This is a genomic window from Candidatus Poriferisodalis sp., from assembly GCF_965204125.1.
Classification (GTDB): Bacteria; Actinomycetota; Acidimicrobiia; order Acidimicrobiales; family Poriferisodalaceae; genus Poriferisodalis.
In genome coordinates this window covers 2,117,573-2,144,001 of sequence record NZ_OZ241968.1, presented here as the reverse complement: position 1 = coordinate 2,144,001, position 26,429 = coordinate 2,117,573, and the positions used below count along the sequence as shown (strand labels likewise).

At 65.4% G+C, this 26,429-nt stretch carries 20 protein-coding genes and 1 tRNA gene; 5 read left to right on the top strand and 16 right to left on the bottom strand.

The features are described 5' to 3' along the window. Positions 1-6: 6 nt before the first annotated feature. Complete coding sequence (locus ACOGXD_RS10025) at positions 7-1,149, bottom strand: acyl-CoA dehydrogenase family protein (protein ID WP_419914706.1); 1,143 nt, start codon at positions 1,147-1,149, stop codon at positions 7-9. 74 nt (positions 1,150-1,223) lie between these two features. Between ACOGXD_RS10025 and ACOGXD_RS10020 the strand changes: the two genes are divergently transcribed. Next, positions 1,224-2,405 (top strand): nitroreductase family protein, encoded by a 1,182-nt coding sequence (locus ACOGXD_RS10020; RefSeq protein WP_419914704.1) that lies wholly within the window; start codon positions 1,224-1,226, stop codon positions 2,403-2,405. Positions 2,406-2,880: 475 nt separating this feature from the next. Here the strand turns inward: ACOGXD_RS10020 and ACOGXD_RS10015 are convergent, their stop codons facing one another. From ACOGXD_RS10015 to ACOGXD_RS09950, 14 genes are all read right to left on the bottom strand, one after another. After that, positions 2,881-5,235, bottom strand: coding sequence for a putative Ig domain-containing protein (locus ACOGXD_RS10015; protein ID WP_419914702.1), 2,355 nt, complete (start codon positions 5,233-5,235; stop codon positions 2,881-2,883). 1,600 nt (positions 5,236-6,835) lie between these two features. Then, the gene (locus tag ACOGXD_RS10010; protein WP_419914700.1) at positions 6,836-8,548 is read right to left on the bottom strand and encodes an ABC transporter substrate-binding protein; all 1,713 of its coding nucleotides are present in this window, start codon (positions 8,546-8,548) and stop codon (positions 6,836-6,838) included. Positions 8,549-8,777: 229 nt separating this feature from the next. Next, complete coding sequence (locus tag ACOGXD_RS10005) at positions 8,778-10,052, bottom strand: ABC transporter permease subunit (protein WP_419914698.1); 1,275 nt, start codon at positions 10,050-10,052, stop codon at positions 8,778-8,780. After that, complete coding sequence (locus ACOGXD_RS10000) at positions 10,049-10,993, bottom strand: branched-chain amino acid ABC transporter permease (RefSeq protein ID WP_419914696.1); 945 nt, start codon at positions 10,991-10,993, stop codon at positions 10,049-10,051. The genes ACOGXD_RS10005 and ACOGXD_RS10000 overlap by 4 nt, the downstream gene beginning before the upstream one ends. Before the next feature lie 99 nt (positions 10,994-11,092). Further along, complete coding sequence (locus ACOGXD_RS09995) at positions 11,093-12,919, bottom strand: branched-chain amino acid ABC transporter permease (protein WP_419914694.1); 1,827 nt, start codon at positions 12,917-12,919, stop codon at positions 11,093-11,095. Positions 12,920-12,948: 29 nt separating this feature from the next. Beyond that, positions 12,949-14,007, bottom strand: a complete 1,059-nt coding sequence (locus ACOGXD_RS09990) for a branched-chain amino acid ABC transporter permease (protein ID WP_419914692.1) — start codon at positions 14,005-14,007, stop codon at positions 12,949-12,951. A 24-nt stretch (positions 14,008-14,031) separates the two neighbouring features. Further along, the gene (locus ACOGXD_RS09985; protein ID WP_419914690.1) at positions 14,032-14,745 is read right to left on the bottom strand and encodes an ABC transporter ATP-binding protein; all 714 of its coding nucleotides are present in this window, start codon (positions 14,743-14,745) and stop codon (positions 14,032-14,034) included. Next, positions 14,742-15,503: an ABC transporter ATP-binding protein gene (locus tag ACOGXD_RS09980; RefSeq protein WP_419914688.1), complete on the bottom strand. Its 762-nt coding sequence runs from the start codon at positions 15,501-15,503 to the stop codon at positions 14,742-14,744. Before ACOGXD_RS09980 ends, ACOGXD_RS09985 begins: the two co-directional genes overlap by 4 nt. Before the next feature lie 228 nt (positions 15,504-15,731). Beyond that, positions 15,732-15,806: transfer RNA gene (locus tag ACOGXD_RS09975), tRNA-Gln, on the bottom strand. Positions 15,807-15,849: 43 nt separating this feature from the next. Then, on the bottom strand, positions 15,850-17,166 hold the full coding sequence (locus ACOGXD_RS09970) for a glutamate--tRNA ligase (protein ID WP_419914686.1): 1,317 nt from the start codon (positions 17,164-17,166) through the stop codon (positions 15,850-15,852). Then, on the bottom strand, positions 17,160-17,846 hold the full coding sequence (locus ACOGXD_RS09965) for a hypothetical protein (protein WP_419914683.1): 687 nt from the start codon (positions 17,844-17,846) through the stop codon (positions 17,160-17,162). The genes ACOGXD_RS09970 and ACOGXD_RS09965 overlap by 7 nt, the downstream gene beginning before the upstream one ends. A gap of 7 nt (positions 17,847-17,853) precedes the next feature. Then, entirely contained in the window at positions 17,854-18,375 is a 522-nt protein-coding gene (locus ACOGXD_RS09960) for a hypothetical protein (protein WP_419914681.1), read from the bottom strand. Positions 18,376-18,437: 62 nt separating this feature from the next. Next, entirely contained in the window at positions 18,438-20,108 is a 1,671-nt protein-coding gene (gene cimA, locus ACOGXD_RS09955) for a citramalate synthase (RefSeq protein WP_419914679.1), read from the bottom strand. 7 nt (positions 20,109-20,115) lie between these two features. Next, positions 20,116-21,114 (bottom strand): 3-isopropylmalate dehydrogenase, encoded by a 999-nt coding sequence (locus ACOGXD_RS09950; RefSeq protein WP_419914677.1) that lies wholly within the window; start codon positions 21,112-21,114, stop codon positions 20,116-20,118. Positions 21,115-21,179: 65 nt separating this feature from the next. Here ACOGXD_RS09950 and ACOGXD_RS09945 point away from each other — a divergent pair, with 65 nt between their 5' ends. Continuing rightward, positions 21,180-21,659 carry a GreA/GreB family elongation factor gene (locus tag ACOGXD_RS09945; RefSeq protein WP_419914675.1) on the top strand — a complete coding sequence of 160 codons (480 nt, stop codon included), beginning with the start codon at positions 21,180-21,182 and terminating at the stop codon, positions 21,657-21,659. Positions 21,660-21,711: 52 nt separating this feature from the next. Here ACOGXD_RS09945 and ACOGXD_RS09940 read toward each other — a convergent pair whose 3' ends face one another. Continuing rightward, a complete protein-coding gene (locus tag ACOGXD_RS09940) occupies positions 21,712-22,485 on the bottom strand; it encodes a hypothetical protein (protein WP_419914673.1) in 774 nt (257 codons plus the stop codon). A 539-nt stretch (positions 22,486-23,024) separates the two neighbouring features. Here ACOGXD_RS09940 and leuC point away from each other — a divergent pair. The 3 genes from leuC (at position 23,025) to ACOGXD_RS09925 (ending at position 26,420) form a co-directional block, all read left to right on the top strand. Next, positions 23,025-24,446 carry a 3-isopropylmalate dehydratase large subunit gene (gene leuC, locus ACOGXD_RS09935; RefSeq protein WP_419914671.1) on the top strand — a complete coding sequence of 474 codons (1,422 nt, stop codon included), beginning with the start codon at positions 23,025-23,027 and terminating at the stop codon, positions 24,444-24,446. Between the two features lie 94 nt (positions 24,447-24,540). Then, entirely contained in the window at positions 24,541-25,131 is a 591-nt protein-coding gene (leuD, locus tag ACOGXD_RS09930) for a 3-isopropylmalate dehydratase small subunit (RefSeq protein ID WP_419914669.1), read from the top strand. A 17-nt stretch (positions 25,132-25,148) separates the two neighbouring features. After that, positions 25,149-26,420, top strand: coding sequence for a branched-chain amino acid ABC transporter substrate-binding protein (locus tag ACOGXD_RS09925; protein WP_419914667.1), 1,272 nt, complete (start codon positions 25,149-25,151; stop codon positions 26,418-26,420). Positions 26,421-26,429: the final 9 nt, after the last annotated feature.

Below are 26,429 nucleotides of genomic sequence, written 5' to 3'. Positions count from 1 at the left end.
CAGCTGCTAGCCCTCGACGCCGTCGAGCATGCGGCTGATCAGTAGCTTCTGGACCTCTGAGGTGCCCTCGTAGATCTGGTACACCCGCACGTCGCGGTAGATCTTCTCCACCGGGTAGTCGTTGAGGAAGCCGTAGCCGCCGTGGATCTGGATGGCCTTCGACGCCACCCGCTCGGCCATCTCCGACGCGAACAGCTTCGCCATGGAGGCCTCGCGGGCGCATTCGAGGCCCTGATCGCGCATCTGCGCTGCGTGCAGGTAGAGCTGGCGTGCCGCTTCGATCTGCGTGGCCATCTCGGCGAGCGTGAACGAGATGGCCTGGTGCTCCACGATGGGGCGCCCGAACGTCTCGCGCTCCTGGGCATAGGCATGTGCCGCTTTCAGCGCGGCCCGTGCGCCGCCGGTGGCCTGGGCCGCGACGCCGATGCGGCCGAGCGACAGGTTGCCCAGCGCAATGCCGAGCCCACGCCCGATCTCGCCGAGCACGTCGCTGGCAGGCACCCGCATGTCCTCGAAAACCACCTGGCAGGTGTCGTTGGTGCGGTGGCCGAGCTTGCTTTCCTTGGCGATCACGTGGTAGCCGGGGTTATCGGTGGGCGTGATGAACGTGGTCATGCCCCGCTTGCCGGCTCCCGGATCGGTCACCGCCACGATCATCGCCACATCGGCGCTCGAGCCTGCGGTGATGAACGCCTTGTGGCCGTTCAGCACGTACTCGTCGCCGTCGGGGGCGGCCCGGGTGCGGATGGCCGCGGCGTCCGAGCCCGTGTGGGGCTCGGTGAGGTGGATGCAGCCCAGCCACTCGCCGCTGGTGAGCTTGGTGAGGTAGTCGCGCCGCTGCTGGTCGGTGCCCGACTGCTGGATCGCTACCGCCACCGGCGAGTTGTTCGCCGCCATCATGTTGCTGATGCCGCCGTCGGCTGCGGAGATCTCCTCGATGGCCAGCGCGTACGACACGAAGTCGGCGCCGGCGCCGCCCCAGCAGGGGTCGACCATCATCCCCATGAGCCCGACCTCGGCCATCTTGCTGTAGAGCTCGCGGGGCGCTCCGCCGGCGCGGTCCCACTCAGCAGCGTGGGGCGCGATCTCGCGCTGCGCGAACGCCCTGGCCACGTCGCGGATCTGCTGCTGCTCGTCGGTCAACTGCACTGCGCCCTCCTCGGGTTCGGCCACGGGATACGGGGGCTCGGCACCGCCGTGCAGCGGCGACTTAGGGTACCGAAATGCAGAATTCTGATTCCGGGGAACGCACCTCCGAGGCCGGTTTCGACCTCGACCAGGTGGATCGCCTGCTCACCACCACCCGGGCCGTGCGCAAGCGGCTCGACTTTGACCGCTGGGTCAGCGACGAGCTCATCTTCGAGTGCATCGACCTCGCGGAGCAGGCCCCCACGGGCGGCAACGATGCGAGCCGCCGCTGGATCGTGATCCGCGACCAAGACCTCAAGGACCGGCTCGGCGAGCTCTACGCCGAGGTGGGCACCATCTTCATCAACGCCCGGGGGCGACTCGACGGAACCGGCCACCCCAAGGAGCACATCGTCAGCTCCAGCGCCTACCTCGTGGAGAACTACGCGAAGGCCCCGGCGCTCGTGATGCTGGCGATCTGGGGCATCCACGACGACAGCGGCCGGCCGGGGCTGTTCGACAGCGCCATCCCCTCGGCGTGGAGCTTCAACCTGGCGCTGCGCTCCCGGGGCCTGGGCACCGCGTACGCCACGATGCTCAACAACAAGTCCGACGAGGTGGCCGAGCTGCTGGGCATGCCGCCGGGCCTCACCACGCTGGTGTGCTTCCCGGTGGCCTATACCAAGGGAACCGACTTCTTGCCGGCGCCCCGCCGGCCGGCGAGCGAGATCACCTACTTCGACCAGTGGGGCTTCACCCGCCAGCGGCCCAGCGACGACGGCACCGCCCGGGTGGCCGACGGTCAGGGCGTGGTGGCCGAGATCGACACCGACGCCCGGCCCCGTGCGGTCTGGGACGTCATCACCGACATCGGCATGCCGGCGCAGTTCTCCGAGGAATTCCTGGGAGCGGAGTGGACCTCCGAGGGCGATCCGGGTGTGGGCTCGACGTTCCGGGGCCGCAACTCCATCCCCGACGTGTTCGACTGGCAGACCGACTGCATCGTGACCGCATGGGACGAGCGCACGGCATTCGAGTGGCGCGTCACCGACACCGAGAACCCGGGCGCGGTGTGGCGGTTCGACCTGGCCGAGCAAGGCGGCGGCAGCCGGCTGCGGTTCTCGATGCTCATCGGTCAGGAGAACAACGGCACAGTGCCCATGGCCCTGCGCGATCCCGCCAAGGAGCAGCGCGTGCTGAACCGGCGCCGCGACGTGCTGCGGGCCAACATGCAGCGCGTGGTCGAGGGCGTCAAAGCCATCGTCGACGGCGACTGATCGGGACTGCATCTGCGTGTTGCATGTTTGACTGGCTCCGCTGCGAGACGGGTCCCCGACGGCACGAGAAGGCAAGCGCTGTCTACTGTTCTCGCTGCCGCATACGTCTCTGTCGTATTGCCCTCGCGCCGAGCGCTCCGCCAACAATCGCCGACCCGGCGACGACGGTGAACAGCAGATACATCGGTCTCGACAGGCCAAGCGCATCTTGCACTGCCGGCGACAACCGGCGCCAAAACCCAACCAACGCAATGGTGCCGATCAGCGATAGCCCACCGGCGGTCCCGCGCAACGAAGATGACCTCGACGTAGCAGGTGCTTCCGCGCCTGAACGCTCCGTTCGCCGGCCACTCGCCTCACTCTGCATAGTCAATGACTGGCGTACAGCCAGCTATTCGCATAAGGAAGAAAACCACCACAGCCACTCACAAGAAATCTGACAGTCCCGCGTCAACAACCTCGCTGGACATTACATCTAGTTGCCGGGCGTCGGGCTGGTGCAGTCCACCGACGTGTTCGTAGATGCGGAATGGTTGGGCTGGATCGCCAGTCGGAACACGAACTCTGCTTTGTTGGCTCTGGCACCCGCTGTGCCGCCCGAATCGGTGACAATCAGCTTGTACACGCCGTTCAACGATGCCGTCGGCGTACCTGAAATCGTCCGCGTCGCAGCATCGAAGACCAATCCGTCACCCAACGGCTCCCCGTTGATGAAGTTCTCTAGCCGGTATGTCACCGAACCCACCGTGCCGCACGCCCCCGGCAAGCGCAATGGAACAACCGGCGACCCCGGCGCGAACTTAACTCGCGCCAGAAACGCCCCTCGACCGTTCAATGACGCGGACGTCCCCCCAGACGGTGCAACGAAAGACACATCCGCAACGTCCTCCTGAGGCACCACCGGTGACGTCGTTTCATCATCATCACGGACAGCAACGGTCGCAGTATTCGAGGATCCAACCGTGTAGCCAGTACCGGCCGTCACGGTAACGGTGACTGAACCGTCCGCTTCGTCAACGCTGTCCGCGATCGTAGCGACACTCAACGTCGCCGAGCCAGAAGTGGGGATCGTCACCGTCCGCGTACCGGCAGCCGCATATCCGCCGACTGACGACACGCTGACATTCACCTCTTTCGCAGCGCTCGGTGCCGGTGACGCCGTCACCGTGAAAGTAGCGGTAGCCCCTTCAGTGACCCCGCTGCCGCCGCTGACGCTGACCGACGGCTGCGCCGCTGATGGGTTGTCGTCATCGGACACCGCCACCGAAGCCGACTTCCTCGTCTCGGGCACCGTGTAACCGGTGCCACTGGCAACCGTGACCGTCACCGTGCCATCTGACTCATCAGTGCTGTCATCGGCAGTCGTGATCGTCAGCGAGCCAGTGCCGGACGTTGCAATGACCACTTGGCGCGACCCCGTCACCACGCCGAAATCACCCGACGACGTCACCGACACATCCACTGTCAGCGGTGTTGAGGGAGCTGGCGATGCCGAAACCGTGAAAGTCACCTTCTTGCCCTCAGTGACGCCGCTACCACCAGTGATGCTCACTTTCGGCGGCGACCCGGCGCTATCCGAGGAAGCATCATCGCCTTGCCCGGCGGCGTCCGCGCTCCCCGTGTAGTGGGGATAATCCTGATCAGCTCCGTCGCCGCCTGAGCCTCCGATGAGAACTTTCACCAATTGTGTGGCACCGCTCGCGGCGTCTGTGATTTCTAAAGTCAGTGCAAAGGCTCGTGATGATCCAGCTGTAATCGTCAAGGTATCGCCAGTGATGCTGCCACTAATCTGGTCTAGGCCACTGCTGCCGAGCAGTCCGTTACGCAACTCACCCGATCCTAGGTGCTTCGTATACACCCGTACGGCATAGCTCTGCACACCGAGAAAATACTTCGACAAGTCAATGTTCGTAGATGCTCCATTCTTGAGCGACACGTCGGGAATCGATCCTATCGCTACCACGTCGTCTGCTGGGCAGTCCCAATACGGCAGTGCTCCAATCCCAGTCAACATGAGCGGACTCGGTGGCGGCATCACCTTCACACAGTCTTCGCTCGTGGGCACTCCAGCATCGATAAAGTAGTACAGGAAATCATTAACCACGTCGGTGCAAACGATGATAACGCCAGCGTTGATTGCTAAGCCGGTCGGAGTTACGGCAGAACCAACTCGGACTGCTCTGATGACGCCTTTCGACGCCAAGCCACACAGAGTATCGACGACGACCTCGGCCCCGATTTCGATGACCGTATCTACGGTTACTTCGCCATCTTGCAAGTAACTCCAGATGCTCGTCGCGCCTGGCAGACAGTACACCGCCAATGCGTCCAGACCAGCTCGAGCCGTGATCTTGTACCATCCAGAACCCCGTCCTAATGTTTCACTTGACGTGCGCCCGGACTCAACCATTTGGCAAATGGATGCAGCCAACCCAGTACCGAGGTGAGCTTCGATATCGGATGGGACCTCATTGCCACCTCGCGTGGTGCATGTGCCACTAAATTGCATCGTTTGCTTATCGGTACAAGGCGGCACACAATCTCCGTTGGGCGCATGCACGCGGGCGTTACCGACATCATCAGGCGTGCAAGTGACTTGATTGCAACCGGTGCCATCATGGTTCTCGACTTCACCGTCGCCACAGTCGGGGACGCACTCCATGGCTTTCTGTCCACCCGATTGCAGACGCAGCGCCCTGACGAATCCTGCTGCACAGGGCGAGCAGTCTTGACCGATAGCAATCGTGCTGATTGAACCATCCCCCTCATCGACGCATCGCAAATGGGCAGGGTCTATCGACTTACAGCGCGGTGGATCGCTGCCTGCCACCAGTCCATATTCTGCTGGACACGAGTAGCGTACGCAGGTTGGCGTCGGCGTTGACGAATCCAAGTCATAGCTGCCAGGGCACGTATACTGGAAACAGATCAGAGAGTTCGAGTCAAGTTCATAGTCCGATGGGCACACGTAGGTTTTACAGGTCGGTGGAGTAGTTGCTGGCGTGATCTCTGTGTCTCCTTCATCACACTTGTAACGTACGACTCCTGGAAGCACTCGGCTGCAGGTTCTGTCTGTGCTGTTTAGGGTCCATGTACTGTCCTTACACACCGGAGTACCAGGGCCCACGTCGGTGCCTGCCGGCCGTTTACAGTGGTTGGTATTCTTGTCCAAGGCATACGTAGTCGGACAAGTACGTGTCGTCGTTGGAGCTAGCGTTTTGACACGATCCACCACTACTGTTCGTTCGCGGGTCACTGATTTACAGCACTCCCACCGGGTTCGCGTTTCATAATTGTACGCATCAACGGTCTCATAGTTGTAGTCAGGCTGATCCTCGTAGTTGTACGCATCGACTGTCTCCGTCACCTTCACAGTGACGTTCCGGTATGCCCATCGAAGACACCCAGTGCCGAACTCAGTGTCGTATTGCGCGCAATATCGTTGGCGACGAGTGTACGTTTGTGTGACTACTTCAGTAAATGGGGCGATACGAACTTTTTTGGTATATGGAGCAATCCGAATCTGGGCCGTATATGGAGGAACGCGCACGGTGTACTCGACTTCGTATGGCACTTGGTCGACAGTTGTTCGAATTTCCTCCACCTGCACTGTTTTCTGACACTGACCTCCGGTCAGCGTCCAACCCCCGTCCGTCGGGCAGCTGACAGTCACAGTTGGATGCGCGGTGTGCTCTGCGTTCGTTACGCAGCGCGAGCCACTGGCCGACACCATGACTGGCGAGCCATGGGCCGAACAATCGGTACCGGCATCGATGGATTCCCGTTTTTCGCAACCAGACGGCGACGCAGCGGGATCGCTCGCCTCGACAAGATCAAATCCGTCGTGACAGTACGGCCTCTTGACGTAAGTGGATGGCGTCGGAACCGCTACCTGGCGCTTAGCACCGGTCGTTTCACGCGTCGCTTGGACCGTCGCGCTGCTCGATGTACCGCTCTCCGTCGAGGCTGTTGACTTCGTCGTTGAGGTTTCAGATGAGGAGGCCTGTGCCGGAAGGTCTTCTACCCCCCCCCCCGTTGGACACAGCAGCCGCGGGCGTGAGCGGCAGGAAGGACAAGCAGGACAGGGTCACGACGACCGCGACGACGAATTTACGCATCAGGCTTCCCCAAACTTCGGTGACCAGAGATGAACTCGGGGCACCGTAGCAGTTCATCCTCTTCTGTCAAGAATGCATAGCCACAGGCAGCGAATTCGCATTATCACGCGCGAAAGAAACGACGAGCCGCGCGCCCGCCCATCGCGCCAACCCCGAGGTCATGCGCTCAGGCACAGCGCAAGATCGAAATCTTCGGGGAGCGCATTCGCTCGGATCAGCAACGATCCCAGGCGCGGAACGCAAAGGGGCCGGCGGGTTTGAACCCGCCGGCCCCTAATGCGCTGACGCTGCGTCAGCAGGGATCAGTCAAGATCAGCGGCAGCCGCCGTTGTCCTTGTCCCAAGCGCAGTTCGTGGACTTGCCGTTGACGTCCACGACGGCGCCGACCTGGTTCCAAGTCTGCCCGGCAGCGTCGAACTGGCTGAAGTCTGAACCCTCAACGAAGTACGCATCCGCGTTGCCGTTGAGCTGGGTGATGATGCCGTCGAGCAGCATCGGGTGGTAGATGTCGATCGACCGCACCGCCAGGATGAAGTTCGTTCGGTTCAGGCCGCCCGGCAGCTCTGCAGCAATGCGCAGCGCCTCGCCGTAGGGGTAGCCGTACATGTAACCCACACCGTTCAGCGAGTTACCCGGATCGAGATCACCGGCTGCAAGGTTGTCGTTCAACCACGTGATAAATGGCTCGTCAGCAAACTTCGAATCCGTGGTGTCCTTGCCACCGCCGCCGACGATCCACCATCCATCGGATGCGTCACCGGCCGGCTCCATGTAGTTGGCCACGGCCTTGCAGACCGACGGCGTAAACAGCACACCGCCCTTGTCCCTGACGTTCTCGATGAGACCGCTCTGGCCGGCTTCCTGGATGGCCAGCAAACACGGATTACCCGCTGTCATCGAGATGAACACGTCGGGGTCGAACGCCAAGACTGTCGTCATCTCGTTAGTCAGCGTCGGCGCGGCGGGGTCGTGGCGCACCGGGAGGAACTCGCTCACCACGTCGGTGTTCTCATGCGCCCACTCCTCGAAGCCCAACTCATACGCCAGACCGAAGTCGTTGTCCATCACCAGGCCGGCGACCTTGACAGGCAGCAGGTCTGACAGGTTCTCCCGGATCCACGCGCCCCACAGGATCGACTCGGTCGAGTACGACATCTGCATGATGGTGGTCCACGGGTGGTTCACCGGGTCGCCCCAAGCGGGGTGGCCGGTCATCACGAACGGGTGCGGGATGCACTCCGCGTTGATCTTGTCGTACACCGCGAGCGTGTTCGGCGAACCCAGCGTCAGGATCGAGAACACGTTCTCCGCCTCGATCAGCTCATCCACGAACTCGATCGTCTGAGCGGCGACGTAGGCGTCGTCTTTGATGATCAGCGTCAGGTCACGCGGCGAGTCGCCGACCATGATCGGGTCGTTGTCGTTGAGCCAGTTGAAGTAGTTCTCCCAGCCGTATGCGATGTTGCCGTAGGCGGCAAGGTTGCCGGACTGAGCCGTGGTGTGGCCGATGCGGATCTGCGAGTCGGTGATGCCCGTGGTGTTCGACCAGTCGTCGGGGCACGCGGAAATGTCGATCTCGAAGCCCGCAGGACCGCGCAGAATGCCGTCGTCGCCGACGCCGTACTCGCCTGACTCGATCTTCTCGGTCAGTGAGGCAACAGCCTTGGCGCGACGGGCAGTGGCCTCTTCGAAGATGCCTTCGATGGTGGAGCGATCGAACATCATCTCCTCATCCATCATCTCCTCGTCGGCCATCTCCTCATCTTCGTCTTCGCCGGCAACGGCAGCTTCGATGTCCTCTTCGGCCGCGGCGCCGCCGAGAGCACCGGTGGCACCCTCGTCTTCTTCCTCGGCCATCTCCTCTTCCTCGGCCATGTCGTCGCCTTCGCTCGGAGCGGCCGTGGTTTCGGTCTCTGTCTCGCTGGCGTCAGCATCCGCGTCGTCATCGCCGCCGCCGCATGCAGCAGCGACGAGCGAGAACGCGAAGAGCAGAGCCAGCAAGCGCCACATTCGACGCTTGGTCATGTTGTGTCTCCCCAATTGGTTGCAAAATGATGAACCGGCAGCGCAATCGCACAGATGCCCCAACCGGTCCATCGAGACGCTAGTTCGCGTCTCTGATCTGGTCACGGGGCGGGTCATGTCAATTCTGCAACGATTTCGAATCTGTGATCCGTACAACGCTGGTGCGAGCAGCGCGTCTGCAGGCGTTCGCTCACCGCGTCCGGATGGATCGTGTTGCAGTACGAACTGCCTAGTCGTTGCGACGGCGGCTGAACATGCCGATGAGGCCGCGAGGGAAGACGAACGTCAGCGCCACCAGCAGCACGCCGAACACGAACTGTTCCTCGTCGAGCAAGCGCAGGAACTCGCCGAGCGGACCCAGCCCGCTCACATCGCCGAGGAGTCCGCCGATCACAGAGAAGACTTCACGGATCGCGACGCCCAACACGGAGCCCCACAGCGAGCCCAGGCCGCCAAGCACCGCAGTCGCATACAGCACCAGCGATTCTTGGAACGGGTACGACTCCTGCGACGTGAACGGCACGAGGACGATGCCGAGCGCGCCTGCGAGTCCCGCCAGCGTCGCACTCGCCGCAAATGTGCTGACCCTGGAGACCACGAGATTGACTCCGTACACGGCCGCAGCCGTATCGTTGTCGCGCACTGCGCGCATCGCGCGGCCGGGCCGGCTGTTGATGATGTTGTGCGTCAGCCACATCGCCAACCCCACCACCGCCAAGCAGATCAGGTAGCGGTAGAGCCCCTCGGCCCAGCGGGTGGTGCCGAACCACGACGGCGGCACCAACTCGGCACCCACCGCCCTGCCGCTGACGCCGCCGGAGAATGCCGGCACTCGCTTGGCGAGCGGCTGGAACACAATGGCGAGCCCGAGTGTCACCAGCGCGAGATGGATGCCTTTGATGCGAAGTGCGGGCAGGCCCACCAGTGCCCCCACCGCTCCAGCGAATGCAGCTCCGGCAACGATCGAAACGACCCACGGCAGCGCGAGGTTGTCAACTGCGTAGGCGGCCGCGAACGAACCGACGGCCACGAACACCCCATGGCCGAGGCTGATCATGCCGCCGTATCCCGTGGCGATGTTCACGCCCAGCACTGCGAGGATCATGACGATGATCTGGGTGTTCTGCCGCAGCTCGGTCACCGAGCTGGTCAGCGGCATTGCCACCAGCCACACACCCAGCAACACAGCACCGATCCAGCTGAGCGGGCCGATCCGCCGGCGAGGGCGCGCGACACGGCCTGCGCTACCGGCGCCGAGCACGGCTGTGCCAATGCCGGATGCGGCTGACGGGCCGCTGCGCACGCTGAGCCCGGCCCCGGCAGGCTCGGCAGCCAGCGCCTCTGATCCAGACGGCTCGTCAGCTTCGGGCGGCGTTCTGACGGGCGCCTCGGCGGCTGGGTCGTCGGGCGGGGCGAAGACAGCGAACACGCTGGCATCGGTGCCCGGGGCTTCGTCATCGTCGCCTGGGCGCGGCAGCGGCGTGGGCCAGTTGTCGTCGCTCACACCCGCTCGATCCGCTGGGTGCCGAACAGGCCAGCCGGGCGCACGATCAGCACCACCACCATGGCGACCAGTGCGGGCAGCACACTGAGCTCGAAGCCGATGAACGGAACATAGGCCGGGATCAGCGTCTGGCTGAGACCGATGACCACACCGCCGACCAGCGCTCCCTTGGGCGAGTCGAGCCCGCCCAGCGTCGCCGCGGCAAAGGCGTACACAAGCACCCGCACCATCATGGTGGGCTCCAGGAGCACCGAATTCGCGCTCATGTTTGCCGCGATGGCACCGAGGCCCGCCGCCAGCGCCCAGCCGTACATCAGCGTCGGACCCACGCGGATGCCGTTCAACGCGGCCGATTCCGAATCGATCGACACCGCCCGGAAGGCGAGACCGGCTCTCGTGTACCGCAGCAACAGGGCCAGCACGGTCAGCAGCGCGAACAGCACCAGCCACGCCCCGACCGTGGAGAAGCGCAGGCGGGCACCTGCGATCGCGAAGTGATCACCGGGATTCGACGGGAAGAACGGCGGGAAGACACGCGGTCCGGTGCCCCACCATTGGCCCATCAACGAGTTCAGCGCCAGCAGGATGCCGATCGTCACGTTGACGAGCGCTAGCTCCGGCGCGTTTCGTAACGGCCGGATCAGCACGCGTTCGGTCGCGGCGCCGGCCGCGATGCCGATGACGACCGCTCCTCCGATCGCCAGCGGCGTCACGAGCGGTGCTCCGATCCATGACGCCAGCCCGCCGCCGGTGACACCTGGTGCCGCACCGGCAAGCAGAACGAAGGCGATGTAGGCCGAGAAGGTCGCCATCTCGCCCTGGGCGAAGTTCAGCAGCCCGGTGGATCGAAAGATGATGACCAGCGCCAGCGCCAGCGAGGAGTAGATAGCGCTGTTGAACAGTGCATCGAAGATTCGCTGCAGCAGCAGTACTACATCCATCGCTACTGCTCAGCATCCATCGCTACTGCTCAGCCTTCAGCAATGTCGACCGAACCCCTGCGCCGCAACGGAGGCGGGAGGCTCGGCGTCGCTCTACATCTACGCAGAGGCGCCGACGTCTTCAGGCGCTGGCTCGGAGGCCGTCTCGGCCTTCTCGTCCGCGAACACGAAGTAGCGCAGGCCGATGAAGATCGTCGCCACGATGACGATGATGCTCAGCACCAGCGACAGCATGCTCTGCGTCGGCCAGCCGATGAGCCAGAAACCCACCGGTGTCTCGGAGGCATCAATGGCATCGGATGCCACGTTGCACAGCTCGCTGACCGACATGTCGCTGATCTCGCCCGAGGGCGAGGTGCCGCAGAATTCGCCCGGCGTGCCCACAAAATCCTTCGCCTTCGCAGCCTCACTGACGAGCGGGATCGCCGGCACCGTCTTGCCGTCGGGGTTCACTGCGATCGATTCGCGGGCCAAGTGACCCACGTGGTGGGCTCGCAGCGCGATGTTCAGGGCGAACGCCTGGATATAGGCGAAGCTCAGCACACCAAGGACGCCCGCTGTCTTGGCCTGCGAGCTCACTGCAGCGGCGTTCTCGCCGCGCCGGCCGGCTTTCGCCGCTCGGAGCTCGTTCATCGAGACGAAGATGATGACCGGCGCGAGCACCACGATGGCAAAGCGCAGAGCGAAAGCCAGCGTGCCGACGATGAGGTTGTCGACGTTCATCAGCACCCAGCCGATGACCAGCAGCACCGGGCCGGCGATGGCGAATCTCATCGCCCACGTAGCTCGGGTGGAGGATGGACCGGGGTCGAGGCTCTCAAGCGGCGTGATCGGGTCGCCGGACGGTGTGAGCGGCACGACTTGGATAATCCTCTTCTGCATCGCCGTGACCATCGATGCGATGCCGCCCGGGGCGAAGAAGGTGAACAGGATGAGGATGAGGCCGAAGATGGCTGCGGAGAGCGGCCCATCGCCGTCGAGCGTGTAGAAGCCCAACGGGATGGAGATTCTCTTGGTGAGATCTCGCACCCACACCACGAACAAGCCGCCGAAGATGGAGCCTTGCAGGGTGCCGACACCGCCGATCACCAAGCCGATGATGAGGTCGACTGCCAGCAGGAACGTGAAGTCCTGGCCGGCCACGAAGCCCTTGTCGAGACACCACATGAGGCCCGCCAGCGAACCCAGCGAGGCGCTCAGCGCGAAGTTCACGGTCTTGTACAGCGGCAGGTTCACGCCGTACACCGCAGCGCCAGCCTCGCTGTCGCGGATCGCGAGCACCGCCCTGCCAGGCCGGCTGCGCATGATGTTGCGGACCAGCGCAATGACGATCGCTGTCATGATCAGCAGGATCCAGTAGCGATACGCATTCGCGCCACGCGCACCGTCGACACCGGGCAGCCACTCGAAGAAACTGGAGAAGCCGCTCTCCTGCCGATCGACTTCCTCGATGACGTCTCGGCCATTCGGGCCGCCGGTACGGCGTGCGATGCCGAGTTCGTCGATGTTCACCAGCGTCGGGAACACCGCCGCCTGAGCGATGGTGACCAAGGCTAGGTAGAGACCTCGAACTCGTAGCGCGGGCAGGCCGACGATGATGCCGATGGCGAACCCCACGATCACGACGACCGGGATGATCATCCAGTAGTCCCAGAGCTCGTCCTGGACCATCGACGCGGCAACGAATGCACCGATGCCCATGAACGCCGAGTGGCCGAGTGCGAGCATGCCGTTGAAGCCAACGACCAGGTTGACCGCCAGCACGGCCACCATGAGGACCAGTGCGCGGTTCATCTTGCCGATCTCGAACGGCTGCAGGACCAGTGGCACCAGGATCGCCAGCGCCACGGCGTAGCCCCAGCTCAGGAACCGCCACTGGCGGTGCTGTGTGCTGCCCCTGGAAACGATGAGCAGTGGTGAACTCATACCTCAGCAACTCCCCTTGGGTCGTTGAGCTAGACGCGCTCGATACGGCGGGTTCCGAAGAGACCCGCTGGACGGAACAACAGCACGATCAAGATCAGCAGGAACGCCATGGCCAGCTGCAAGATCGAGAAATAGGCCTGGCCGAGCACGACCACGCCGAACCATGAGACCAATACCGATTTGATGAGGCCCACGACCAAGCCGCCGATGACGGCGCCGCCGAGGCTGTCGAGGCCGCCGAGGGCGGCGCCGGCCAGGGCGTAGATCAGGATCGTGAGCATCATGTTGGGGTTGACGCCGCCCAGCGCCGGTGCCACCAAGGCGGCGGAGAGCGTGCCGAACACCGAGGCCAGCGCCCAGCCGAACCCCAGCGTGCGGCCGGTGTTGACGCCGACCAGCCGTGCCGACTCGGTGTTGGAGGACACCGCCCGGAAGGCCAAGCCCGCCTTCGTCTTGCCCAGGATGACCGCCAGCGCAATCAGTGCGAGGGCCAGTGCGATCCACGTGCCGATGGTGCGGTAATGGAGGCGGGCGCCGATGACCTCGAAGAAGGTGCGGCCCACCATCTCGCACATCTCGGCGCCGGCGGTGCCCTCAGCCACCGTGGCCAAGTCGCCGTCGGCATTCTCGAGGCACGCGATGGTGCCTTCGCTAGAGGTCTTGAGCTCGCTGCCGTTCGGCACCCAGCTCGGGAAGTGGCCGAAGGGGTCGTTCACCCTGCGGACCTGATAGTTCCAGACATCGCCCGCGACGGCGTTGATTATCAGGAACAAACCTAGGGTGATGAGCACCACAGGCAAATGGTCGGCTGGGTCGAATGGTCTGACGAGTGTTCGCTCGACGGCCGCGCCGATTGCGGCGCTGATGAGCATTGCTATGGCAATCGAGAGCCAGAGCCACAGGCCCTGCTCGATATTGAGCACATAAACGAAGAACGCACCGAGCATCGCCAGCTCGCCGGTGGCGAAGTTGATCAGCGTGGTGGCCTTGAAGATCAACACCAGCGCCAAGGCAGCGGCGCCGTAGACGGCACCGTCGCGTAGGCCGTTGAAAATAAAGTCCGGGAGGATCTCCCAGTTCCAATCCATGGTTTCTGCCCCCGTACCTACGGATCAAGCGCCCAAGTACGCTTCCTGCACAGCAGGATCGTTCTTGAGCTGTTCGGCGGGTCCATGCAGAGCGATCTCGCCGCTCTCAATCACGTACCCGTAGTCGGCCATGTCCAGTGCCAGGTTGGCATTCTGCTCGACGAGCAGCATCGTCAGCCCGGTCTCTTTGTTGAGCTGGGCGAAGCGCTCGAAGAGGTCTTCGATGATGAGCGGCGCCAAGCCCAGCGACGGCTCGTCGAGCAGCAGCAGCCTCGGCCGGCACATCAGCGCCCGGGCGACGGCGAGCATCTGCTGCTCGCCGCCCGAGAGCGAGCCGGCGAGCTGATCGCGGCGCTCCTCGAGCCGGGGAAAGATCTCGAACCAGCGGTCGACATCGGCGCCGACCTCGTTGTCCTTGCGGGTGTAGGCACCGATCTTGAGATTGTCCATCACCGAGAGCTCGGGGAACGTGCCCCGGCCCTGTGGCACGTGGGCGACACCGCGCCGCACGATGTCGGCGGTTTTGGCACGGGAGATGTCGTCGCCTTCCATCGTGACCGTGCCGGTCGTTGTGCACATGTTGCACAGCGCCCGCAGTGTCGTGGTCTTGCCGGCGCCGTTGGCGCCGAGAATCACCACGACGTTGCCGTCGGGAACTTCGAAATCGAGGCCGCGGAGCACCTCGACGGCGCCGTAGCGCGCGTGGAGGTCCTCGGCCTTCAGCATCATGTCTGTCATGAAGAACTCCCCAGGTACGCCTCGATGACCTCCGGGTCGTTGCGCACGACATCGGGGTGACCGTCGGCGATCTTGCGGCCGAAATTGAGCACGACCAAGTGCTCGCTGATGTTGAGCACCATGCGCATGTGGTGCTCGACCAGCAGGACTGACAGGTTGTGCCGGTCGCGGATGTCCTTGACATCTTGCGCGAGCGAGTCGACCTCTTGGTGTGTCAGGCCTGAAGCCGGCTCATCCAGCATGATGAGGCGCGGATTGGAGATCAGGGCCCGTGCGAGCTCAATGCGCTTCAGCGTGCCGAACGGCAGGCCGGCAGCCGGGTGGTATGCGTACTCCTCGAGGCCAAGCTCCTCCAGCGCTTCCCAAGCTCGCCGCCTCAGGTCGTTTTCCTCGCTGCGGGTGCCGATGCGGAACGCAGCGGTGAAGAAGTTCGCCTTCGTGTTGGTGTGGTCGCCCACCATCACGTTCTCAATCACGGTCATGCCGCGCCACAGGGCCAGGTTCTGGAACGTGCGATAAACGCCGACGCGGCTGATCTGGTGAGCGGGCATGGCCAGCAGATCGTGCCCGTCGAATGTCACCGAGCCGGTCGTCGGGTCGTAGATCCGGCTGACCACGTTGAACAGCGTGGTCTTGCCCGCGCCGTTCGGGCCGATGAGTCCGAGGATCTGTCCCTCGTCCAGAGTGAACGACAAATCGTCGAGCGCACGGATACCGCCGAACTGCACGGAGATGTCTTGGACTTCGAGCAACGCCACGCGCTGAACCCCCTCCGGTCCTCGCCGATCAGGTGACCGGCCGCAGGCAAGTTATCAGGTCGGCCCAGCAGCGTGAGTTTCCGCGTGGAGCCTCTCGCGGGCCGGGCCAGCGGGTGATGCTAGGACACAAATCGACGGATGGTGCAAATCGTGCCCGGGATGCCGAGGACGTGGATGTTTGCCGACCGCGGCAAGCGCCTGATGCGTGGGGACATGCCGCCGCCGGTCTGGTTCGGGGAGGAGGACTCGAACCCCCAATGACTGGACCAGAACCAGTTGTGTTGCCAATTACACCATCCCCGAGGGCGGGAACAGGCTAGCGCTGCGGCTCTTTCGGTGGCCCTGATTATTCCCCGGAGTCTGCTGCACTCGCGAGCTTCGCCAGCGCGGTGTCGAGGCGCGCGAGCGCGGCATCGCGGCCGAGCAGCACGAGCGATTCGAATAGCGGGGGGCCGACGGCGCGGCCCGTGGTGGCGACGCGAACCGGGGCTTGCGCCTTGCCCAGCTTCAAGCCGAAACTCTCGCCGATCGCGCGCAGCTCGGCGTGCAGCGTCGCGGCGCTCCACTCGGCCTCGGAGAACGCGGTGCGCGCGCGCTCGAGGATGTCGCTTGCCGGCGCCGCCATAGCTGCGGCCCAGTCATCGGGGTCGATCTGGGGTTCAGCGAAGAGGAAGGCGATGCGATCGGGAGCGTCGCCGAGCAGGCGGGTGCGCTCGCGGATGAGCGGTGCGACCGTGCTCAGCGTCGCTGCATCAAGATCAGCGCCCCACGGTTCCGCGCGCACCCACGGCTCGACTGCGGCGGCGAAGCCGGCATCGTCGAGCGCCCGCAGGTACTCGCCGTTGATCGCGGTGAGCTTGTCCATGTCGAACATGGCGGGCGCAGCGTTGACGTCGGCCAGATCGAACAATTCAATGATCTCGCTGAGCGGTCGCACCTCGATGTCGTCGGGAGGTCCCCATCCCAGCAGTGCCAGGTAGTTGACCATGGCCGCCGGCAGCACGCCCTGATCGCGGTAGCTGATGAGCGACACGTCGTCGCGCCGCTTGGAGAGCTTCTTTCGCTGCTTGTTGACGATGAGCGGCAGGTGGGCGAACGTCGGCATTTCGGTCGCGCCGAGCGCAGCCCGCAGCAGCACCACCTTCGGCGTCGTATTCAGCAGATCTTCGCCTCGCACCACGTGCGTGATGCCCAGATCGAGATCGTCGACAGCGTTCGCGACGAAGAAGGTCGCGCTGCCGTCGCTGCGGCGGACAACGAAGTCATCGATCGACGCGTTCGGGAACTCGACGCGGCCGCGCACGATGTCGTCGAATGCCGTCACGCCGTCGTCGGGTACAGCGAACCGCACCGCCCCGTCGTCGAGGTACGCACGTCCCTCGTCGAGCCAGCCGTCGACGGCGGCGTCGTAGAGGGCGGCGCGCTGGCTCTGGAAGACGGGGTCGCCGTCGAAGTCCAGCCCGAGCCATTCGAGCGTCTCCAGGATCTGTTCGATGTGTGCAGTAGTGGCGAGTTCCGCGTTCGTGTCCTCGATGCGCAGCACCATCTCCCCGCCGCAGTGGCGGGCATACAGCCAGTTGAACAGCGCCGTGCGCGCCGTGCCGAGATGCGGCAGCCCGGTCGGGGCGGGAGCGAAACGCAGCCGAGGTACGCCGCTCAGCACTGACCGGTGCTGCAGTTCGGGTCGCTCGAGTCGACCCAGCGGCCCACCGGTCTGCCCGCCATCGCCAGCAGCCGTTGCAGCGGCGGGGTGGACAGGTCGACCGGCAGCGCCTCGAGCCCTGGCCAGACCGTCACGGCCGGGGCTGCAGCGAGCACGCGATCCACGAGGAGCTCGTCGAGGCCCGCGCCCGCACTGATGGCCTGCTGCAGGTCGTATCCCAGCACCGTCAGCTCGGTGACGCGCGTCCACAAGAGTCCACGCAGCCTGGGGCTGAACCCGGCGCCTGCATCCAGGCTGGCTGCCATCGACAGCACCGTGCGGACGCTCTCCACGACGGGCTGTGTGGGATCGGGGCGATCCTGAGCGCCGGTGCCGAAGCCCAGGCCGATGCCAGCTGCGGGCGTCGGGATCCGGACCGGTGGCGGTGCTGGCTGCCCGCCCATCTCGGCCGCAGCCGCGAGATTGCCGTTGATTGCCCGCTCCAGCAAGTCGGCGACGGTGTAGTCGCCCAGCGGCGGGGCCAGCCGCATGCCCATGTGCTCCCAGGCGGGCAACCGCATCCTGGCAGCGAAGTCGGTGCACGCCCTGCGATGCAGCCGCAACAGCTCGCGGTCGGGCTGCATGGTGACGGTTGCGCCGGGAGGCTGGTCGGCGGTCTGGGTATTCGTCATCTGGGCCATGGGTTTCTCAATCTCGCGTCAGTGACAGGGGATCTGTTTCATACCGACGCCTGATCGCCGACGGCGCGAGGGAGAGCACTTCGGTCGGGACGCGGGCGACCAGCTCGCGGACATGCTTGTAATGGTGCGCTTCCGCAGCGCCCTCGAACAGCGGCGTGCGGCGCGCCACGAGCTCCGCCGGCGGGTGCTGGTCGAGGAAGCCATACGCCAGGTACGCCGCTTCGAGGTCCCACACCACCGGCGCACGTCCGAAGATCGACGCACGCTTAAGCGCCACCGCCACGCAGCCGGCGTCGACGTCGTGACGATCCTCGCTCTCGGTGAGGTACACCCGATCGTCGAAGAGATGGACCAACCCGTAGGCGTAGCCCTGGTCGGGCCCTTGGTGTCCACGCAGGGCGCCTGTGGGCTGACCTCCGGCCAGGTCGCCGGGACGGGCGGCCTCCCAGCGCCGCGGCGTGACTTCGGGCGAGGAGTAGGAACGCACTACCGAGAGCGGTTCGACCCGGACGTGACGCGGCGCAGCCATTGCCGCGCAGTCTATGAAGCGGCGGCCGTTCCGGCCGAGACCGATGCCGCCGTCGCGGGCTGCTACTGGCTCGGGCTGTCGCCCAGGCGATGACGCATGAGCGCGTAGATGACCGAATCGCGCAGCGCGAGCCAGGACGACTCGATGATGTTCTCCGAGACGCCGATGGTGGTCCAGGTGGTCTCGCCATCGGTGGAGTCGATGAGCACCCTCGTAACCGCCTCGGTGCCCCGGTCGGCATCCAGCACCCGGACCTTGTAGTCGGTCAGGCGCACTGCATCGAGTTCCGGGTAGTCGTCTCGCACGGCTTGGCGGAACGCGTTGTCGAGCGCGTTCACCGGCCCGTCGCCCTCGCCGACCGTCACCCGCCGGTCGCCGCCGACCACGATGCGCAGCGTCGCCTCCGTGTCGAACTCGGCCTCGCGGCCGCGCTCCACCAGCACCTTGAACGACTCGACGTTGAAGAAGTCGAAGGTCTGGCCGGCGGCCTGGCGCAGCAGCATCTCCAGCGAGGCGTCGGCCACCTCGAAGTGGTAGCCGGCGTGCTCGAGCCGCTTCAGCTCGTCGACCACATCGGACATGGCGGCCTTGTCGATCTCGATGCCGAGCTCGGCCGCCTTCAGCTCCACCGACGCCCGTCCCGACAGGTCGCCGAGCAGGAAGCGTGTGCTGTTGCCGACTGCCGCCGGGTCGACATGTTCGTAGCTGTCGGGGCGGCGCGCGATGGCGCTGGTGTGCAGGCCCGCCTTGTGGGCGAACGCCGAGGCGCCCACATAGGGCTGCTGGTTCTGAGGCGGCATGTTCATCAGCTCGGCCACGTGATGCGCTACCGAGGTGAAGCGTGACAGGCACTCGCGTGGCACCGTCTCGATGCCCATCTTGAGCGTCAGGTTCGGCACCAGCACGGTGTTGTCGCAGTTGCCTGTGCGCTCGCCGTAGCCGTTGACGGTTCCCTGCACATGCGTGGCGCCCGCGACCACACCAGCCACGGCGTTGGCGACGGCGCAGCCCGTGTCGTTCTGCGTGTGCATGCCCACCTGGATGTCGTCGAAGTAACGGACCACCTCGTGCACGATCCGCTCCACCTCATGGGGCAGCGAGCCGCCATTGGTGTCGCACAGCACCAGGCAGTCGGCGCCGTTGACGGCTGCCGCTTCGAGCACCTGCAGCGCGAACTTTGGATTGCGCTTGTAGCCGTCGAAGAAGTGCTCCGCGTCAAAGAAGACGCGCAGCCCCTCCCCCTTGAGGAACTCGACGGAGTCGCCGACCATGGCGACGCCTTCGCTGAGCGGCTGCCGGAGCGCCTCGGTGACGTGGTAGTCCCACGACTTGCCCACGATGCACACCGTGGAGGTGCCGGCCCCAACGAGTGCTGCCAGGGTCTGGTCGTCGTCGACGCGGCCGCGGGGCCGGCGTGTGGAGCCGAAGGCCACCAGCGTGGCGTGCTGGAGCTGCAGCTCGGTGGCCGCCCGGGAGAAGAACTCCTCGTCCTTGGGATTCGAACCGGGCCAGCCGCCTTCGATCCAATGGATGCCGAGCGCGTCGAGCTGGCGGGCCACTTTGAGCTTGTCGTCGGACGACACCGAGATGCCCTCGAACTGGACGCCGTCGCGCAGCGTCGTGTCGAAGATCTCGACTCGCTCGGGCCACGCAGGGTCACGCACTCCCTCGCGGATGAGCGGAGCCGATGATCCGGGTTCGGCGGCTGTGTTGCCGGGGTCGGAGGTGCTCATTGCAGCATCACCCCTGCTCGACGCCGGCCAGGATCGCCTTGGCAATCTCGTCGGTGCCCACATCGGGCACAGCGTCATCGGCAATCACGGCTTCGCATGCCGCTCGCACACGCTCGGCGCACTCGGCTTCCCCCAGGAACTCCAGCATGAGCACTGCCGACAGCACCGCAGCCGTGGGGTTGGCGAGGCCCTTGCCGGCGATGTCGGGTGCCGAGCCGTGCACCGGCTCGAACAGGGACGGCCCCGTGCGGTCCGGGTTGAGGTTGGCAGAAGCGGCGAGCCCGATGCCGCCCGCCACGGCGCCGCCGAGGTCGGTGAGGATGTCGCCGAAGAGATTGTCAGTGACGATCACCTCATAGCGGTGCGGATCCTCGACGAAGTGGATGCAGGCCGCGTCGACGTGGTTGTACGCAGTTTCGACGTCGGGGTACTCCTCGGCGACGTCATTGAACGTGCGCTCCCACAAGTCGCCCGAGAACGTCAGCACGTTGGTCTTGTGGACCAGCGTCAGGTGGCGGCGCTCCCGTGCACGGGCCAGCTCGAAGCCGTACCGGATGGCGCGCTCAGCTCCCATGCGGGTATTGACCGAGCCCTGGGTGGCGATCTCGTGCGGCGTGCCCTTGCGCAGGAACCCGCCCTCGCCCGCATAGGTACCTTCGGTGTTCTCGCGGATCACCGTGAAGCTGTGGCCGTCAGGCAGGGTGAAGGGGCGCAGGTTCACGTACAGATCCAGCTCAAAGCGAGCCTTCAGCAACAGGCCGCGCTCGATGACGCCCGGGGGCACTTCGGGCGTGCCCACGGCGCCGAGCAGGATGGCGTCGAACGTGCGCAGTTCTTCCAGCGTCTCGTCATCGAGCACCGTGCCGTCGCGCAGGTAGCGATGCCCGCCCAGTTCGAACTCGGTGGTCGAGATGCCGGCTCCGGCGGCAGCAATCACATCGAGCGCAACCGAGATCACCTCGGGTCCGATTCCGTCTCCGCCGACGACTGCGATGCGATGCGTCACTGTGATGCCCCCTCGCTCCAAAGCACAGAGAGTGTGCCAACAGAAGCCCTCGGTAACCTCGCGGGGTGCCCGAGATCCACCACATCTCAGCGGAGACCCGCGATCGACTCCAGGCCGAGCTCATCGATCTGACCGGGCGAGGTCGCATCGATATCGCAGCCCAGATCGAGGCGGCTCGGCTGCTGGGGGACCTCTCGGAGAACGGCGACTACCACGCCGCCAAGGAAGAGCAGGGGAAGATGGAAGGCCGCATCATGCGGCTGAAGGCGATCCTGGAGAACTGCGAGATCGTCGCCGATTCGGAGGACAGGTCGGGCGACAGCGTCGTGGCACCGGGCCTCATGGTGTCCATCCGCTTCCAAGGCGATGACGAAGTCGAGCAGTACCTGTTCGGCTCGATCGAGGAACGCCGGACGGGCATCGAAGTGGTGTCGCCGGGGTCGCCCATGGGCCAGGCGCTCGAGGGCGCCCGAGCCGGTGAGACGGTCACCTACGAGGCGAACGGCAACCGGCTCAGCATCGAAGTCGTCGCCGTCGAGGCCTGACCGCGCTGCGACACGCGTTCGAGGGCTGCTGCAGCGGGCAAGGTGCACCGGCTCACAGCAGAACGAGCAGTCCGAACAGCACGTGGATGAGAAGCACCACCAGATTCACTGCGGCGTGGAGCATCACCGCGGACCACCATCCGAACCGGATGCGGACGATGCTCGCGAGCGCGCCGAACCACAGCCAGGGCAGCACGACGACCGGGATCACCAGTACCGCCGTCACGGACCAATCGATCTCGTAGCGCGCGAGATGCGCCATGGCGAAACAGGAGATCATGAGCCAGATCGGCACGGCCGGCCATCGCAGCAGCCACCGGTCGACGCGCTGATCGATCGCCGCCAGCACCTGCACACGCCCACTCAGCAGGTGAAGCCCGAGGCCCACGGCTATCGCGACGGCGTCCAGAAGGATCTCGACGCCGAGATCCTGAGCTGCACCGGGATAGCCCGTGATTCCCACGACGGCGATGTAGATGCCGGGAAGCAGGAGGAATGTCCGCGGCCGTTGCGCAATCGGCCATCTGCACATCGCCTCCTCGCCGAGCGGCGCGTACACAAGCAGCAGCAATACCCAGACGAGCAGTGGCGTGTCGCCGGTGATCTCGGTGAACCGGCTTCCCACATCCCCGATGGCCAGCACCGCTTCGGCGAAGATCCCCAGGGCCACACCGCCGCCGAAGTCGAGGGCAGTGAAGATCAGCAGGCACTGCGCTATGTGTCGCCGCGAATGGCAGCGCTCCCCGTCGGGCCGCACCAGCACCACAGGATTCAGATGGCGCCAGGCAGAGCTGTCGCACTTGCGCGCGGTCGTCGTGGGTGTCACCTCCCACTCGCGTGGCTGACCGTCGGGAGCAGGCGCGGGGACCGGTCTCGGCCGCGGCGGCCGTTTCGGACGAGCACGTTCCAGCACCTGCTGGCTTGACGGCGGCGCAGTCGGCAGGGGCAGCCGTGACCCACCACGCCTTCGCCGGATGGGAGGGCCCATGCCGCCATCGTTGAAGAAGATCCTGGCTATGCCCCGCAGCCGTCGGCGTTTTGTCGGGCGGGAATCGACCGGCCGCGCCGACGGCGGTGGGGCGGGACGCAACCCTGACCACGGAGAGCTCCCAGGCGGCGGGGCCGGCCGCGGCCCTGACCACGGAGAGCTCCCAGGCGGCGGGGCCGGCAGCGGCTCTGACCGCGGAGGGCTCCCGGGGGGCGGCGTGGCCGGTTGCGGCGGCGGAGGATCGTTGGTCACAAGTGCGGCTCTTGAACCGACGGCATGTCGACACCACGACTCTGACACAGCGGATCGCGACGGCAGCTGCCAGCCATGCGAGCAGCAGGTTGGAACCCGCGGCGCAAGAGGCGCAGACTGACATCGTGACAAACGCCGCCGCGACGGGTGCGCGCACCCTCAGCGAGAAGGTCTGGGACCGCCACGTCGTTCGCACCGGCGGCGGGCAGCCCGATCTCCTCTACATCGACCTGCACCTCGTTCACGAGGTCACCTCTCCGCAGGCCTTCGACGGCCTGCGCATGTCGGGGCGCACCGTACGCCGCCCCGACCTGACCGTGGCGACCGAGGACCACAACGTCCCCACCGCCGATCTGCACCTGCCCATTGCCGACCCGATCTCGGCCAAGCAGGTGGAGGTGCTGCGGACGAACTGCGACGAGTTCGACATCACGCTGTACCCGATGGGCGATCCAGGCCAGGGCATCGTGCACGTCATCGGTCCTGAGCAGGGTCTCACGCTGCCCGGCATGACCGTGGTCTGCGGCGACAGCCACACCTCAACCCATGGTGCCTTCGGCGCGCTGGCCTTCGGCATCGGCACCTCCGAGGTGGAGCACGTCCTGGCGAGCCAGACGCTGCCGCAGGCACGGCCGTCCACCATGGAAGTACGCGTCGACGGCGATGCGCCCGCGGGCGTGACCGCCAAAGACATCGTGCTGGCGATCATTGGACGCATCGGCACTGGCGGCGGCATCGGCCACATCATCGAGTACCGCGGCGCGGCTATCGAGGCGCTGTCGATGGAAGGGCGGATGACCGTCTGCAACATGTCCATCGAGGCGGGCGCCAAGGCGGGCATGGTGGCGCCCGACGAAACCACCTTCGAGTACTTAGCAGGCCGCCCGCACGCCCCATCGGGGGCCGACTGGGAGGCCGCGGTGGCCGACTGGCGCTCGCTCGTCACCGACGAGGGCGCGGCTTTCGACCGCTCGGTGACCATCGACGGCACCTCGCTGCGCCCGCACGTCACGTGGGGCACCAACCCCGCGCACGTCATTCCCATCGACGGCGCCGTGCCGGGCCCGGGTGACTTCAACGACCCGGTCGAGGCGACGACTGCCCAGCGGGCGCTGGACTACATGGGCCTCACGGCAGGCACCCGGTTGTCTGACGTGCAGGTCGACACGGTGTTCATCGGCAGCTGCACGAACTCGCGCATCGAGGATCTGCGGGCTGCCGCGGCGGTGGCCCGCGGCCGCACGGTGGCAGACGGCGTCCGCACCCTGGTGGTGCCCGGCTCGTTCGCCGTCAAGGCACAGGCCGAAGCCGAGGGGCTGGATGCGATCTTCGTAGAGGCGGGGTTCGACTGGCGCGAGCCCGGTTGCTCGATGTGCCTGGCGATGAACCCCGACAAGCTCTCGCCCGGCGAGCGCTCGGCGTCGACATCGAATCGCAACTTCGAGGGTCGGCAAGGCCGCGGCGGCCGCACGCACCTGTGCTCGCCGGAGGTGGCCGCGGCCACTGCAATCGCGGGTCGCTTTGTCACACCCGACGACCTGGGCTGACGGAGGCTGAGCCGGTAGGCGAAGCCGTGGCCCGAGCGGCCCGTGAGCGCAGCGAACAAGAGCGGAAGAAAGCTGATCCAGGAGGAAGCAGTCGATGGAGCCAGTACGAGTTCATGAGGGGCGGGCGGTGCCCCTCGATCGCTCCGACGTTGACACCGACCAGATCATCCCCAGCGACTGGCTGAAGCGCGTCGAGCGCACCGGCTTCGGCAAGGGGCTGTTCAGCGAGTGGCGCGACGAGCGCGATTTTGTGCTGAATGACGAACGCTTTGCGGGCGCCACGGTGCTCGTAGCAGGGTCGAACTTCGGCACGGGGTCGTCGCGCGAGCATGCCGTGTGGGCACTGATGGACTACGGCTTCGTGGCGGTGGTCTCCCCTCGTTTCGGGGACATCTTCCGCAACAACTCCACCAAGAACGGGCTGGTGCCGGTGCAGGTGTCCGAGGAGGCTGCCGCCCGCCTGCGGGCCGCCGTGGCTGCCGACCCCGACCTGATGGTCACAGTCGACGTAGAGCGGCGCCTGCTCAGCGCACCCGCTGCGGGCATCGAAGAACCGTTCCCGATGGACGACGCAACCCAGGAGCGTTTCCTCGAGGGTCTCGACGACATCGGCATCACGCTGCGCAGCGCATCGGAGATCGACAGCTACGAGACAGAGCGTCCCGCCTGGCTGCCCACCACGTAGCGAAACGCTGGGTGACCATGGCCGGTGCCCGACGAACTGCGACGCTGCTGGCGGCGCTTGCTCTCCTCGCGGCCGGGTGCGGCGGCTCGGAAGGCGAGGCAGCTGGCAGCGTCGGCGATGGGTCGCTGGGTGTGGTGCGGGTAGAACCGGGCGACGCCATCCAGATACGGACCATGACCCGCCTCAGTGGCCCGGTCACCGACGGCCTGACTACCTACCACCAAGCCGCCGTGTTCGCCGTGGCGGACTACGGCCCGATCCGCGGCTTCGCCGTGGAGCTGGCAGCACTCGACGAGCAGTGCACCCCCGAAGGAGGCGAGCAGGCGGCTCGTGCGGTGGTTGACGACGCTGCGATTGTCGGCGTGGTGGGCACGTCGTGCTCTGCGGCTGCGACTGGGGCCTCACCGGTGCTGTCGGCTGCGGGCCTGACAATGATCTCGCCTTCGAATTCCTCGCCGTCGCTGACCTCGGATCTGGCGGGCAACCCGAGCGAGTTCTACCGGCCCGGGTACTACCGCACGGCCCAGAACGATCTGTACCAGGGCGAGGCGGTGGCGAGCTTTCTCCGAGACGTGATCGAGGTGGATCGGGTCGCCGTCATCCATCACGGCGATGCGTACACGAAGGGCCTTGCCGCAGCGTTCGGCACTGCATTCGAGGCGACCGGGGGCAGCATCACCGGGATGGTCGAGGTCGACCGCGACGCAACCGACGTCACCGGCGTACTCGCCAGGATCGCCGCAGGGAATCCTGAGGCGCTGTTCTTGCCGGTCACGCGTCCGCTGGCCGACTATGTAGTCGAGCAGACGAGCACGTCAGATGCGTTGGGCCAGGCCGTGCTGGTCGCTGCTGACACAGTCCTCAACGCGCCGTTCCTCGAACTCGAAGCCGCCGACGGCGTCTTCGTGGCCGGCCCCGATCTGCGCTACGGCGACAATGCCAACCAATCCACCGGCAAGGCCGCCGATCATGTGATCCAGCGATTCGTCGATGAAACCGGCGGTCCGCCGATTCGGGCGTTCTGGGCCCACTCCTACGACGCCGCCACGCTGCTGCTCGACGCCATACATGCTGCCTCATGGCTGGACGACGGCGTGCTCGTGATCGATCGAGCGGCGATCCGTCAGCACCTCGATCAGGTGAGCGGGTTCGACGGCATCATCGGGAGGATCAGCTGCAGTGCCTTCGGCGACTGCGGTCCGGCGAACATGATGATCGTAAGAGGTTTGGGTCCGGGCCGCGGCGCAGCGTCACTGCGCAACGTGGTTTATGAGTTCTCGCCGTCCTGAATGCTGCCT

What these genes read in the sequence shown, in the direction of transcription:
- ACOGXD_RS09925 (WP_419914667.1), top strand. Translation starts at nt 25,149, where the DNA reads ATGGCCGGTGCCCGACGAACTGCGACGCTGCTGGCGGCGCTTGCTCTC.
- ACOGXD_RS09960 (WP_419914681.1), bottom strand. Translation starts at nt 18,375, where the DNA reads ATGGCTGCGCCGCGTCACGTCCGGGTCGAACCGCTCTCGGTAGTGCGT.
- ACOGXD_RS09995 (WP_419914694.1), bottom strand. Translation starts at nt 12,919, where the DNA reads ATGAGTTCACCACTGCTCATCGTTTCCAGGGGCAGCACACAGCACCGC.
- cimA (WP_419914679.1), bottom strand. Translation starts at nt 20,108, where the DNA reads ATGAGCACCTCCGACCCCGGCAACACAGCCGCCGAACCCGGATCATCG.
- ACOGXD_RS09985 (WP_419914690.1), bottom strand. Translation starts at nt 14,745, where the DNA reads ATGACAGACATGATGCTGAAGGCCGAGGACCTCCACGCGCGCTACGGC.
- ACOGXD_RS10000 (WP_419914696.1), bottom strand. Translation starts at nt 10,993, where the DNA reads ATGGATGTAGTACTGCTGCTGCAGCGAATCTTCGATGCACTGTTCAAC.
- ACOGXD_RS10020 (WP_419914704.1), top strand. Translation starts at nt 1,224, where the DNA reads ATGCAGAATTCTGATTCCGGGGAACGCACCTCCGAGGCCGGTTTCGAC.
- ACOGXD_RS09990 (WP_419914692.1), bottom strand. Translation starts at nt 14,007, where the DNA reads ATGGATTGGAACTGGGAGATCCTCCCGGACTTTATTTTCAACGGCCTA.
- ACOGXD_RS10010 (WP_419914700.1), bottom strand. Translation starts at nt 8,548, where the DNA reads ATGACCAAGCGTCGAATGTGGCGCTTGCTGGCTCTGCTCTTCGCGTTC.
- ACOGXD_RS09965 (WP_419914683.1), bottom strand. Translation starts at nt 17,846, where the DNA reads ATGGCCCAGATGACGAATACCCAGACCGCCGACCAGCCTCCCGGCGCA.
- leuD (WP_419914669.1), top strand. Translation starts at nt 24,541, where the DNA reads ATGGAGCCAGTACGAGTTCATGAGGGGCGGGCGGTGCCCCTCGATCGC.